The following is a 12,519-nucleotide window of genomic DNA, read 5'->3' as shown; positions in this document are numbered from 1 at the left end:
CCCCATCGGAATCCGACGGGGCTTTTGTCATTGCAACGAAGCAGGGCTTACCGCCCGATAGCCCGCGCCGCATCCGCGGTGTACTGGTCCGGGGTGAATTTGCCTTCGTTGAGGATCGGACCCTTCTTCGACTCGTTAGTCATGCCATAACCGGTGTATTGGCCAGAGTTCAAGTCCATGAAGAACTGTGATCCCGCCTGCCAGCCACTCATGTCAGGGTGGTAGTAGTAGTTGACCATGGCGTGCTTCCACAGTTGCCCACGGGCATCGTAGTTGTCGGACATGACGGCGTTCCAGGTGTCTTCGTCGATGAACATCACGCGCTTGCCATAGACATGGCGATAGCCTTCCTTCAGATCCGCTTCCAGCACCCACACGCGACGCAACTCATAACGCATCAAATCGGGGTTGGGATGGTTGGGCGTCAGCATGTCGGTGTACTTGACGGTCCCGGCATTAGGTTTGAACGCGTTGGCCGGGCTGTAAATCTCGCGCTTGCCGATGAGTTTCCAGGTGAAACGCTCCGGTGAACCGTTGTACAAACGGTCTTCGTCGATGGTCATGGTGCCGTTGGTACCGATCATCGGCTGATCGAAACCATAGCCCGGTAGTTGCCGCACGCGCCGGGTCGATGGGCTGTAGGTCCAGGCCTGGCGCGCATCGGTGCCGAAGTTGTAGGGCTCATGGGAAATGCTGATAGTGCCGTTGTCGCGGGCCGGCTTGAGGGTCATGTTGTTGCTCATGGCCGCAATCTTGTCTTCCGTCCTGGAGTCGGCGATCGGTGAGTTGGCCAGTGCCAGGTTACGTGCGTAGGCTCGCCCCCAACCAATGCTGCCATTGGGCAGGACCGAGGCCAGGTCGGAGGTTTTTTCCTCGGTGTAGGCACGTGCCGGCAGTTGGTGATTCCACAGCAATTCCATGCCGTTCTTGGGGATCGGGAACGGCACTTGGCCTATTCCAGTGAAACCTGCACCGTCGTTGACCAGCTTGGCGTGCAGTGCGTTGTCCATCGCGCGACGGCAGACGTAATCCGGATAGCGGAAATCCCGATGGCCTGGGTAAATGTTCATCTTGTAGGTGGTCGGGTACTTCTTCAGCAGGGCTTTCTGGCCTTCGGTCAGGTGCGACTCGTATTGGCTCATGTTCTGCGCAGTGATCACCAGGATCGGCTTCTCGGCAGCGTAAGGATCAACCGGCTGGTCACCGGAGAACTTCACATGATTCCAGCCCGGCACCTCGCCCAGGTACTTGCCGGTGAAAGGCGGAATGGTGCCCTCGGCGTTACCCGCTTGCTCGGCGCCGACACAGGTCAGCTCCTTGCCCAGTTTGGCGGCTTCCTGCGGTGACACCTCGGCTTGCGCATTACCCATCAGCCCGCTATTGGCTGTGACTGCGACCGCGAGCATGAGACCTGTTCTTGTTATTTTCATGTATTGCCTCCTTCGCTGATAAGGCTTTGTGGAATGGACTCATTGTTCGTGTTCTGCCGGCCCCAACATCGTCCGGAAAGACTAAGGAAGCGTTATGCGCCCAACTTTTCTTGCAGTTGTGCCTTGAGCACCTTGCCCGTGGCATTGCGTGGCAACGGCTCGCGTACCCGATAGACCTGCGTCGGTACTTTGTAGGCAGCCAGGCGCTCGGAAATGAATGCGCAGATCTGCGCTTGCTGAGGCAGCGTCGATGCCTGGCCATGCACGGCCAACCCTACCGTTTCACCCAGCAACGGGTCGGCGATGGCGAATGCCGCCGCTTCGAGGACACCTGGCATATCGAGAATGCAAGTCTCGATTTCAGCGGCGGAAATCTTTTCGCCACCGCGGTTGATCAACTCCTTGACCCGGCCAGTGATATGGAGGAACCCCTCATCGTCGAGGTAGCCGATATCGCCGGTGTCGAGCCAACCGTCGCGCAGGCTTTGTGCGGTGGCTTCGGGCAGATTCCAGTAGGCGCTCATCAAGGTTGGCGAACGCAACCAGATCACCCCGCGAGTGCCCGCCGCCTGTGGCTGGTCAGGGCTTTCACCGATATGTATATCGACTATCGGCAGCGCCCAGCCCGCTGTCGCCGGTTTGTACACGAACGGATCGCCACCGATGGCAGCGCCGATGCCATTGCTTTCGGTCAGGCCGTAGCCGGCACCGCCGATGACGTCGGGCTTGAGCTTGAGCATGTCCTCAAGTACCCCGGCGGACGAAGCAGCACCGCCCAGCCCAAGCCCGAACAGACTGGCAGTGTGCTCGCTGCCAAAACGCGGTGAAGCCAGCAGTTGCTGCATCATCACCGGCGCCCCGTTGAACTGGGTGCAGCGTTCATCGCGAATGAGATCGATGGCGCGCTCGACATCCCACTTGTACATCAGCATCAGGCGTCGGCCGCCGCGCAACGCCGACAGGAACTGCGCATGCAGGCCGCTGACATGAAACAGCGGAACCGCCGCCAGCGTGGTTGGCGGGTAGCCGCTGTTGATGACCACGCCGATACGTTCGGGCGAACTCATGGCGCAAAACGCGCTCTGGAAATCCAGGGCAAACAGCGCCTGGGAGATTGCCCGGTGACTCGACACGGCGCCCTTGGCCCGGCTGGTGGTGCCCGAGGTATAGAGGATCAGCGCTGGCGCGTCGGGGTCGATATCCAGCGCCGGCAACGGCAATGCCGGGGCGCTGATCAAGTCCTCGAAACGCAGGCAGTGCCCGGGCAACGCTGCTTCGTGGGCCCCGACGACAATCGTGGCTCGCTGCTCACGGGCCAGATCTTCGTGCAAGGTATCAAGGCGTGCTTCATCACACAGCAGCACGCGTGAACCGCTGTCTTGCAGCGCGTACTGCAACTCGTCGCGCAGCCCCCAGCTATTGAGCGGCACACACACCGCGCCGCAGCGCACGATCGCGGCGAACGCCACCAGCCACGCCGGCTGGTTGCGCATGGCAATGGCCACCCGCTCCCCCGGTTGCAAGCCAAGACGTGCAATCATCTGCCCGGCCAGGCGATCGGCCTGATCGAAGAACTGGTTGAAGGTCAGGCGTTGCGACTGCCAGACCAGGAACTCACGGTCGCCGTGAACCCGGCCCGCGTCCATCACCTGCTGCAGATTGTGCGCAGCGTGACGGAAGTAGCGTGGAGCGCCGTCATCGGGCGTCACCACTTCAAACGGCGCACCGGGGGCGATCAGCTCGCGCCACGCGGTTTGCCAGCGTTCAATGCTCATTATTATTTTCTCCAGAACAGCCTAAAGACCCGTAGCAGCAGCCCATTCGTCATCGCGGGAAAGCCCGCCCCCACAGGGTCGGGTTACACCAAAGGGAGCGTCCTGCAGCGGTTCTACGCGTTGGCCGAATAGCGTTCGCAATGGAAATCCCGATCACCGAGGCAGCTTTGGGCCACGCGGACATGCTTGAGGTACAGGCCGACATCCAGCTCGTCAGTGACGCCAATGCCGCCATGCATCTGCACCGCTTCGTTGGCTACGTTGATCGCCGTGTCGCCGGCCTTCCATTTCGCCAGGCTGACCAATCGAGCGCGAACCCCGGCATCGATGTCGGTTTCATCCAGAGCCGCCAGTGCGGCCATCAGGGCGCTGCGGCTCAGCGCCAGGTCGATGTACATCTGTGCGGCGCGATGTTGCAGGACCTGGAAGGTGCCAATCGCCGTGTCGAACTGCACGCGGGTCTTGAGGTATTCCAGGGTGGTCTCGAACAATTGCTCGGCCATCCCCAGCAGCTCCGCCGCGAGGCAGGTTCGGCCACGATCCAGCACGGTTTCCAGCGCGGTCCAGCCTTCATCCAGGGTGCCCAGCAGCGCTTCACTGCCCACCTGCACCCGATCCAGTTGCAGGCGTGCGCTGTTGCGCGAATCGATCAGCGGCAAGGCGCTGACGGTCAAACCCTGCGTATCGGCCGGCACCAGGAACAGGCTGAGGCCTTGCGTATCGCCAGGCTGTCCGGACGTACGAGCAACCACCACATAGGCATCGGCACCCAGGCCGTCGACCACCCAGAACTTGTCGCCGTGCAAGCGATAGCCCTGCCCTTCAACCTTCGCCTCAAGAGCAATGCGGCTGGGGTCGTGGCGCGCACGTTCGTCCACGGCAAGCGCCAGGCGCCGTTCGCCACCGATGACCGCTTGCAACCAATGCGTCTGCTGCGTCGAGTCGCCCGCCAGGTGCACCAGCGAACCACCGAGTACCACGCTGGACAACAATGGTGTGGCAGACAGATTGCGGCCCATTGATTCGAAGATCGGACCCAGGCCTTTGCAACCGAAATCCAGACCACCAAACTCTTCCGGAAACGGAATCGCGCTCCAGCCCAACTCCACGGCGTCACGCCAAAGTTGCGGTTCAAAACCAAGGGCCACCGCTTCATCACGCAGTCGCCGCTGGGCGCTTACCGGGCTACGGGCGGCGAGAAAGTCCCGTGCGCTATCGGCCAGCAAACGTTGTTCATCGCTATAACGCAGGCTCATGGGGTGACTCCTTTCTTGGCGTCGGGCAAGCCCAGCACGCGCTTGGCGATGACGTTCAGCTGGACCTCCGAGGACCCACCGGAAATGGTTAGCGCATAGCTGTTCAACCAGGATCGGGTGACCGACAGTTGCTGCTCGCTGAACGCAGTACTCTCCCAGCCGAAGGCATGCCCGGCCATGGCATCGAGCAGGACTTCGAACTTGTCGCGCTCCTGTTCGGTGTGCACCAGTTTCATGATCGACATCAGACCGCCGATGTCATCACCGGCCCGCGCCTCTTCGCCCATGCGTTGCACGGTCAGGTTGTAGGCATGCTCGTTCATTGCACAGGCCGAGGCCCGGGCGTGCAATGCGTGTTCGCTCTGAGTCTGTGGCGCCGGTACGTATTCGCGCGTCAGGGCCAGCAGGTCGACGTGCGACGGCAGGCTGAACTCACCGAATTTCGACATCGCCTTGCGTTCGTGCTGCAACAGGTACTTGGCCAGATTCCAACCGCCGTGCAACGGCCCGATCAACTGGCTCTTGGGCACTCTCACGGCGTCGAAGAACACCTGGCAAAACGCCGATTTGCCACTGATCAAATCGATCGGCTGCGGCGTGACTCCGGGGCTGCGCATGTCGAGCACGATCAGGCTGATACCTTCGTGTTTCGGCGCGCTGAAGTCGGTGCGCACCAAGGCATACATCCAGTCGGACTTGTCGCCGTAGGAGGTCCAGATCTTGCTGCCGTCCACCACAAAATGATCACCGGCATCACGGGCGGCCATTTTCAGACTGGCCAGGTCAGAACCGGCGTTCGGCTCGGAAAAGCCCTGGCACCAGCGCACTTCGCCACGGGCGATGGGCGGTAACAGATCGCGTTTCTGTTGCTCGCTGCCGTAGGCCAGCAACACCGGCCCGAGCATCCAGATACCGAGATTGATCTGCGGTGGCCGGCACTTGAGGCGACGCATCTCGCTTTCCAGTACGGCCAGCTGTTCATCGCTCAGGCCGGCACCGCCGTATTCCTCGGGCCACTCGGGGCAGAACCAGCGCTTGTCACGCATGCGCTCAAACCACAGACGCGCGTCTTCAGAAGGAAACTGCGGATGTTGACTGCCCCACACCACATCGCCTTCAGCCATGCCGGTGCGCATCGACAGTGGGCAGTTAGCTTCCAGCCAGGCCCGGGTTTCATGCCGGAATTGCTCGATAGTGCTCATGAATGTCCCCTTCGACTCGCCCCGGTGTCGGGGCGAGTACGCGTTTTATTTTTGATGGACGGTCAGCGTTGGGTGCGCGGCATGCCGAGGCCAAACTGGGCGATCAGCTCGCGCTGGATTTCATTCGTGCCACCACCAAAGGTCAGGGTCGTTGCAGAGCGCAATTCATACTCCAGATCTCCCTGCAACAGCGTCGCCGCCGAACCGCTGCGCATCGAGCCATTGGCACCGGCGATCGCCGCCAGCTTGCGCAGGATTTCGATGGCCGACTCCGAGCCGTATACCTTGGTGGTCGAACTCAGCGCGACGCTCATGCGGTCGAGCTCGAGGTCGGCGGCAATGCGCATGTTGATCAGGCGCATTGCCTCCAGGCGTGCATAACACTCGGCCAGCGAGCTGCGCACCCAGGCTTTATCCATCGCCCGACGGCCTTGTTCATCGCGGGCCCGCGCCCACAGGTAAACCCGGCGAAACAGCGCCACGACCTTGTCCGACCAAGTGCCCAGGCCGAGACGTTCGTGATTCAGCTGCGAAGTGATCAGTTTCCAGCCACCGTGCAACTCACCCACCAGCATCTCGTTGGGCACCCGCACGTTGTCGTAGTAAGTGGCCGCAGTCGGAGTGCCGACGGTGCGAATCAGGGTGTGAGAGAAGCCTGGTGTCTTGGTGTCGACGATCAGCAGCGAAATGCCTTTGTGTCGCGCCTGGGTCTGATCGGTGCGGGCCGCCAACCAGATGAAGTCGGCCGATTCGGCACCCGAGGTCCATAGTTTGTTGCCATTGACCACGAAGCCCTCAGCGTCCTGGCGGGCGCTGGTTTTCAGCACCGCCAGGTCGCTGCCGGCCCCCGGTTCCGAGTAGCCGATGGCGAACATGATCTCGCCCGCGGCGATGCCGGGCAGGAAACGTTCTTTCTGCAATTGACTGCCGTGGGACATCAAGGCCGGCCCAACGGTGCTGATGGTTACGAACGGCAGCGGCGCCCCGGCGATGTTGGCTTCTTCGAAGAAGATCAACTGCTCGGTGGCCGAATAGCCCTGCCCGCCATGGATCTTGGGCCAGCCGACCGCGAGCCAGCCGTCGCGCCCCATCTGGCGGATGGTCTGGCGAAACAGATCACCGCCTTCCTTGCCGCGCAACTGGTCGCGCATGTCCGGGGTCATCAAGGCCTGGAAATAGTCCCGCACCTTGTGGCGCAGGGCATGTTGTTCGGGAGTAAGGTCGACGAACATATACTGCTCCTTAGGCTGCGCCGAGAATCAGGCCGCTGGTGGGTACGCCGGTGCCGGCGGTGACCAGCACGTTCTGCACATCCGCCACCTGGTTGACCGCCGTGCCACGTACCTGGCGCACCGCTTCGGCGATGCCGTTCATGCCGTGGATGTAGGCTTCGCCCAGTTGTCCGCCATGGGTGTTGATCGGCAGTTTGCCGCCACGCGCGTGGTGCCCGGCGCGGATGAATTCCTTGGCTTCGCCGCGTTTGACGAAACCGAACTCTTCCAGTTGCGGCAACACGAACGGGGTGAAGTGGTCGTAGATAATCGCGGTCTGGAACGCCTCCGGACCGAGGCCCGACTGGCGATACAGCTCGCGGGCGACCACACCCATTTCCGGCAGCCCGGTGATGTCCTCGCGGTAGAACGACGTCATGCTCTGCTGACCATGACTGATGCCCTGAGAGCCAGCCTTGATGGTCACCGGTTTGTGCCGTAGATCTCGGGCGCGTTCGGCCGAGGTGATGACCATCGCCACCGCGCCATCGGATTCCTGGCAGCAATCGAGCAAGTGCAACGGTTCGCAGATCCAGCGCGAGGCCTGGTGTTCTTCGAGCGTGATCGGCTTGCCGTGAAAAAAAGCCTGGGGGTTGGTGGCGGCGAAATTCCGCGCGGCAACCGCCACCCGGCCGAAGTCTTCGGACGTAGCGCCATAGGTATGCATGTAGCGCTGGGCGAACATCCCGACCCAGGCTGCCGGCGTATGGAAACCGTGCGGCATGTACCAGCCGTAGTTGACGTTGTCGAAGGTCGGCGTCGAAGCGAAGCCATAGCTGCCGGTGCCGAAGCGATACCACGAGCGCTCGTTCATGGCGCGGTAGACCACCACCACTTTTGCCATCCCGGTCGCCACGGCCATGGCCGCGTGCATCACCGGTCCGCAAGCCGCGCCGCCGCCATGAGGCACTTGCGAGAAAAATTTCACGTCTTTGCAACCGAGCAAACGGGCAATTTCGTACTCCGGGACCTTGTCCACGGAATAGGAACTGAAACCCTCGACCTCGCTCGGATCAATGCCGGCGTCCTTGAGCGCGCTCAAGGTGGCCTCCAGCGCCAGGCGCAATTCGGTGCGTCCGGAGTTCTTGGAAAATTCGGTCGCACCCAGACCAACGATCGCGGCACGCCCGGAAATCGATGAATCAGTCATCTGTATCTCTCCGGCTGTCAGGGCAGGACCAGCGCGACCGTTCCGGTCACGTGGTTGCCCATGGAATTTTTGCCGCTCAAAGTGATTTCCACCGAGCGGGTGTCCGCATCAACCCGGGTAACGCTGCCACTGAAGGTCATGCAGTCACCGGGATAGTTCGGCGCGCCGAGCTTGATTTTCAGCGCGGTGAATTTCGCCAGTGGTCCGGCCCACTGCTCGATGAATAGCTGCACCAGCCCATTGGTGGTGAGAATATTCATGAACACGTGGGGCGAACCCAAGACACGGGCCGCATCCGCGTCGTGGTGGCCGGGGAAGTAGTCACGGGTGGCAATCGCCCCGCCGTTGATCAGAGTCACCGTGATTGGCACCGCCAGTTCCGGCAACACTTCGCCGGGGCGCACGTCTTCAAAGCGCTTGGTGTTCTTCGAGGTCATATTTCCATCCCAGCTTGTCGTTATCGTTGAGCCAGTCACCCAGGCGTTCCAGATTTGCTGCCGAACCCCCCAGGGCAAGACAGAGGCCACGGCTCCAATAGAGAAAACGGTGGATCGGGTACGTCAGGTCGACGCCGATCCCGCCATGCACGTGTTGTGCGGCATGGCCGATGCGGTGGCCTGCTTCACAGGCCAACCAGGCAGTGGCCAACGCTTCGCAGGGCGCCAGCAAGCCGGCGTCGATGCGGTAAGTCAGTTGCCACAGCGCCGTACGCAAGGCTTCAATGGCGATATGGTTGTCGGCCATGCTCATCTGCACGGCCTGGAAACTGCCGATGCTGCGCTCGAACTGCTGGCGCTCGCTGACATAGGCCACGGTGCGGCGGATCTGCTCTTCGCTGACCCCCAATTGCAAGGCAGCCAATGCCGCCACGCTACGCAGTTCCAGCCAGTCGACAGCCTCGGCCGGCAACAGCGCCGCAGCGTCCACGGTCAAGCCTTCGATGTGCAGGTCGGTCACCGCTTCGCCGTGGGTGAGCACTGCAGATACCCGTTGTATTTCGGGTGCCGACAGGTCGAGCAGCAGCATGCGCGGATGGCCCTCGGCCTGGACCAACACCAGTGCGGCCCGGGCCAGATCCCCCAGGGACAACGCCGCAACCCGGCCACTGATCATCCAGCCTTCGGCACACGGCTGCGCTTGCAACTCGATGCCCAGTGCACTGCTCAGGCCATCGACAGACAGGCTCAGCAGCGCCTCGCCGGACGCCGCCTTGGCGATCCACCTTGCACCGCCGCTGGCATCGAAACGGGCCAGCGTCGCAGCGGCCAGTTGATGGCGCCACAACGGCACCTGCGCCAGGGACTTGCCCTGGGCCTGCAGCACCAGCATCAGCTCGGTCATGCCCAGGCCGCTGCCGCCGTGTTCTTCCGGAATGGCCAGGGCATGCAGCCCGGTGTCGATGCACAAGGCCCAAAGAGACGCCATCATCGGCTCGCCGCTGGTGTCCCATTGGCGCATGTAGTCGTCATGGCAATGGTCGACAAACACGCCATCGGCCATTTGCGCAATGGCGCGCTGGTCTTCGCTCAATTCGAAATCCATAGTGGCTCCTATGCCTCTGCCAGGCGGAACAACGGCAGGGTCAACTGGTCATCGAAAGTCTGGAACTCGACCTGCAAACGCTGGCCGATCTGTAGTTGCTCGCGCTCGATACCGACCAGCCCGGCGATCAGGCGCACGCCCTCCGCAAGCTCGATCAGGCCGATGGGATTGGGGTAATCGAACGGCGGCACTTCGGGGTAATGCATCACCACGAACGAATACAGCGTGGCGCGGCCACTGGCCTCAACGGTGTCCCAGTCGAAGCTGTGGCACTCGATGCACACCGGCGCCGGTGGATGGCGCAGGGTCTGGCACGCCGTGCAGCGCTGGATCAGCAACTGGCCCTTCTCGCAGCCCTCCCAGAAAAACCGCGTGTCGTCGCTGATACCCGGTAGCGGACGCTTGGCGTTGACCGCTGCGGCTTCAACTTTGGCGGGCGCCTGGACATTGGCCGGGCGGAACTTGAACACGCGAAACAGCAACTCACCTACCGGCTCATCGCCGCCGGCCTTTTCGACGAAATGGCTCATCACCAGGGTGACGAAGAAGCCAGTACCAAGGGCGGTGGTTTTCTCATCGCCAACCGAATCCAGGCGGGTTGTGTAGTAGAGCTTTTCCCCCAGGCGCAACGGGCGGGTAAAGCTCAGTTCGGAGTTCACCGCCACGGTCGAGGCATAACCGTAAGCTTCCATTTCCTTGAGAACCTCATAAGGGTTCTCGTCGGTGGAGCCCGACGGATAGTTGTTGGCGTGCAGACCCTCCATCGTCCACACCTGCAACATCGCGGGCGGAGCGATCAAGCCCTCATGCTCGGTGCCCAAGGCAAAAGCCGGGTCGGTGTATAGCGGGTTGTCCACGCCCATGACCTCGCACCACTGGCGAATCATCGGGGCATTGACCTCATCCCAGGCATACACGCGGCCGTATTGGCGCCCCACCAGCGCGCGCACATTGGATAGCAATTGTGGATCAGCCAAAGTCGTCTCCTTCACATTGAAGGCGGCCACCGAACCCGGTCGCCGCAATAGGTCGATCAGGTGGGCAGAACCTGCGCGGCACCAAGAAATGCCGGACGTTCACCACCGCCATGCAGCAGCAGGTTGCAACCGCTGGCGTAACTGGCCAGCGGTGAAGCAATGAAGAGGCAGGCGTTGGCGATGTCATCGGCCACCGCCATGCGAGCGGCCGGAATGCCGGCAGCGACAGCAGCGATACCGGCCTCGGAGCCGTAGTGCAGATGCGCCTGCTCGGTCAGTACCAACCCCGGACTGACAGTGACCACCCGCACCTTGGGCCCCCACTCCACCGCCAGCGATTGCACCAACGCCAGCACCCCGGCCTTGGCCGCGCCATAAGCCGCGGTGCCCGGCGAGGAGCGCAGTGCACTGATGCTGCCGATGAAGACGATGCAACCGCCTTGCGCTTGCGCCTGCATCAGCCGGTTGGCGTGCTGGGCGACGTTGAGCGGTGCAGTCAGGTTCAGACCAATGATGCTTTCGTGAAACCTTGGCGAAGCCGTGGCCGCTTCGGCAGCAGGGCTGCCGCCGGCGTTGTTGATCACCACGTCGAGGCGCCCGAAGTCGCGCTCGATGGTGGCGAACAGTCGTTGCAGGGAATCATGGTCGCGCACATCGGCGGCAATGAAGGTCGCGCGCTTGCCATCCGATGTCGGCACCTGTTCAGGCTCGCGCCGAGCACAGACGACCACCCGTGCGTTCGCCGCCAGAAACCCCAGCGCGATGCCGGCGCCGATGCCCTTGGTGCCACCGGTAACCAGCACCACCTTGCCGCTGTAATCAAGACCCGAATTCAGCTCCATCATGTGCTCCTTTTCTACTGACAAGGGTCACTCTAGGGACGAACTCGGGGTCAAACTACGTCTGAACGGACGATGAAAGTTTCACCTCGCGAACAGGACACTGGCGACCATTCACCCTTTGTCAGGTCATCGAGGATGCCCATGTCCGACTCATCCGCTGCATCGGTTCTACTCGAACGCCCACTGCCCGGCGTGGCTTTGCTGCGGCTTAACCGCCCTCAGGCGACCAATGCCTTGAGCCTGGAGTTGCAGGCACTGCTGTCGCGTCATTTCAGTGAGCTGGGGATTGACCCCGAGGTGCGCTGCATCGTGCTGACGGGCGGTGACAAGGTGTTCGCTGCCGGTGGCGACATCAACAGCATGGCCGGGGTGGGCGCTATCGATATTTACAAGCGCCACACCGAGCGGGTCTGGGGGCCAATCCAGCACTGTCCGAAACCGGTGATCGCAGCCGTCTGCGGCTACGCGTACGGTGGTGGATGCGAGCTGGCAATGCATGCCGACCTGATTGTCGCCGGGCGCAGCGCGCGCTTCTGCCAACCGGAAATCCGCATCGGCATCATGCCCGGTATCGGCGGTACCCAACGGCTGGTGCGGGCAGTAGGCAAGGTCAAGGCGATGCGCATGGCACTCACCGGGCAACCCATCAGCGCCGAGGAGGCCTGGGTCGCCGGGCTGGTCAGCGATCTGGTGGACGATGACCAGGTGCAGACCCATGCCCTGGAGCTGGCACGTGCCATCGCGGCGATGCCGGCGCTGGCCGCTGAACAGATCAAGGAAGTGATCCTCGCTGGCATGGACGCCCCGCTGGAGGCCGGCCTGGCCCTGGAGCGCAAGGCCAATGCATTACTGTTCGCCTCACGGGATCAAAAGGAGGGCATGCAGGCGTTCATCGACAAACGCGCGGCGCAATTCGAGGGGCACTAGGCGCTCGCCACCCAAGGCCCGCTCCCACATCTATGGATATCCCCATTTCTGCAATACTGTTTTCGATGCGTGCTTGGCTTGCTTTCATCTATCCGGCGTCTGGGTGGCGACCCTGCGCCTCGATGAGAATCGCGCCCGACGGCCCTT

The 12,519-nt window shown here is 62.1% G+C and carries 11 protein-coding genes; 1 reads left to right on the top strand and 10 read right to left on the bottom strand.

Going from position 1 to position 12,519, the window contains the following annotated elements; all coding sequences use genetic code 11:
- Nucleotides 1-47: 47 nt before the first annotated feature.
- The 10 genes from F7R06_RS25210 to F7R06_RS25165 all read right to left on the bottom strand — a co-directional run bounded on the left by F7R06_RS25210 (nt 48) and on the right by F7R06_RS25165 (nt 11,445).
- On the bottom strand, nt 48-1,430 hold the full coding sequence (locus F7R06_RS25210) for a DUF1329 domain-containing protein (RefSeq protein ID WP_174552483.1): 1,383 nt from the start codon (nt 1,428-1,430) through the stop codon (nt 48-50).
- 92 nt (nt 1,431-1,522) lie between these two features.
- Complete coding sequence (locus F7R06_RS25205) at nt 1,523-3,205, bottom strand: class I adenylate-forming enzyme family protein (protein ID WP_090323698.1); 1,683 nt, start codon at nt 3,203-3,205, stop codon at nt 1,523-1,525.
- Between the two features lie 113 nt (nt 3,206-3,318).
- Entirely contained in the window at nt 3,319-4,461 is a 1,143-nt protein-coding gene (locus F7R06_RS25200) for an acyl-CoA dehydrogenase family protein (RefSeq protein WP_090323700.1), read from the bottom strand.
- A complete protein-coding gene (locus tag F7R06_RS25195) occupies nt 4,458-5,663 on the bottom strand; it encodes an acyl-CoA dehydrogenase family protein (RefSeq protein WP_090323702.1) in 1,206 nt (401 codons plus the stop codon). The genes F7R06_RS25200 and F7R06_RS25195 overlap by 4 nt, the downstream gene beginning before the upstream one ends.
- 62 nt (nt 5,664-5,725) lie before the next feature.
- Nucleotides 5,726-6,895, bottom strand: a complete 1,170-nt coding sequence (locus F7R06_RS25190; RefSeq protein ID WP_090323703.1) for an acyl-CoA dehydrogenase family protein — start codon at nt 6,893-6,895, stop codon at nt 5,726-5,728.
- A gap of 10 nt (nt 6,896-6,905) precedes the next feature.
- The gene (locus tag F7R06_RS25185) at nt 6,906-8,084 is read right to left on the bottom strand and encodes a lipid-transfer protein (protein WP_090323705.1); all 1,179 of its coding nucleotides are present in this window, start codon (nt 8,082-8,084) and stop codon (nt 6,906-6,908) included.
- A gap of 17 nt (nt 8,085-8,101) precedes the next feature.
- Nucleotides 8,102-8,521: a MaoC family dehydratase gene (locus F7R06_RS25180; RefSeq protein WP_090323706.1), complete on the bottom strand. Its 420-nt coding sequence runs from the start codon at nt 8,519-8,521 to the stop codon at nt 8,102-8,104.
- Nucleotides 8,493-9,626 (bottom strand): acyl-CoA dehydrogenase family protein, encoded by a 1,134-nt coding sequence (locus tag F7R06_RS25175; RefSeq protein ID WP_090323708.1) that lies wholly within the window; start codon nt 9,624-9,626, stop codon nt 8,493-8,495. The genes F7R06_RS25180 and F7R06_RS25175 overlap by 29 nt, the downstream gene beginning before the upstream one ends.
- 8 nt (nt 9,627-9,634) lie before the next feature.
- Nucleotides 9,635-10,603, bottom strand: a complete 969-nt coding sequence (locus tag F7R06_RS25170) for a bifunctional MaoC family dehydratase N-terminal/OB-fold nucleic acid binding domain-containing protein (RefSeq protein ID WP_090323709.1) — start codon at nt 10,601-10,603, stop codon at nt 9,635-9,637.
- A 56-nt stretch (nt 10,604-10,659) separates the two neighbouring features.
- The gene (locus tag F7R06_RS25165; protein WP_090323711.1) at nt 10,660-11,445 is read right to left on the bottom strand and encodes an SDR family oxidoreductase; all 786 of its coding nucleotides are present in this window, start codon (nt 11,443-11,445) and stop codon (nt 10,660-10,662) included.
- A 141-nt stretch (nt 11,446-11,586) separates the two neighbouring features.
- On the opposite strand from F7R06_RS25165, the gene F7R06_RS25160 reads away from it, so the two are divergent.
- A complete protein-coding gene (locus F7R06_RS25160; protein ID WP_090323712.1) occupies nt 11,587-12,372 on the top strand; it encodes an enoyl-CoA hydratase in 786 nt (261 codons plus the stop codon).
- The last annotated feature ends 147 nt before the right edge of the window (nt 12,373-12,519 follow it).

It is taken from the genome of Pseudomonas moorei, from assembly GCF_008801475.1.
Classification (GTDB): domain Bacteria; phylum Pseudomonadota; class Gammaproteobacteria; order Pseudomonadales; family Pseudomonadaceae; genus Aquipseudomonas; species Aquipseudomonas moorei.
The sequence above is the reverse complement of the archived record's forward strand: the minus strand, read 5'-3'. Positions and strand labels throughout refer to the sequence as shown.

Coding starts and splice junctions, on each gene's coding strand:
- F7R06_RS25180 (WP_090323706.1), bottom strand. CDS start 8,521: ATGACCTCGAAGAACACCAAGCGCTTTGAAGACGTGCGCCCCGGCGAA.
- F7R06_RS25195 (WP_090323702.1), bottom strand. CDS start 5,663: ATGAGCACTATCGAGCAATTCCGGCATGAAACCCGGGCCTGGCTGGAA.
- F7R06_RS25210 (WP_174552483.1), bottom strand. CDS start 1,430: ATGAAAATAACAAGAACAGGTCTCATGCTCGCGGTCGCAGTCACAGCC.
- F7R06_RS25190 (WP_090323703.1), bottom strand. CDS start 6,895: ATGTTCGTCGACCTTACTCCCGAACAACATGCCCTGCGCCACAAGGTG.
- F7R06_RS25160 (WP_090323712.1), top strand. CDS start 11,587: ATGTCCGACTCATCCGCTGCATCGGTTCTACTCGAACGCCCACTGCCC.
- F7R06_RS25175 (WP_090323708.1), bottom strand. CDS start 9,626: ATGGATTTCGAATTGAGCGAAGACCAGCGCGCCATTGCGCAAATGGCC.
- F7R06_RS25185 (WP_090323705.1), bottom strand. CDS start 8,084: ATGACTGATTCATCGATTTCCGGGCGTGCCGCGATCGTTGGTCTGGGT.
- F7R06_RS25165 (WP_090323711.1), bottom strand. CDS start 11,445: ATGGAGCTGAATTCGGGTCTTGATTACAGCGGCAAGGTGGTGCTGGTT.
- F7R06_RS25200 (WP_090323700.1), bottom strand. CDS start 4,461: ATGAGCCTGCGTTATAGCGATGAACAACGTTTGCTGGCCGATAGCGCA.
- F7R06_RS25205 (WP_090323698.1), bottom strand. CDS start 3,205: ATGAGCATTGAACGCTGGCAAACCGCGTGGCGCGAGCTGATCGCCCCC.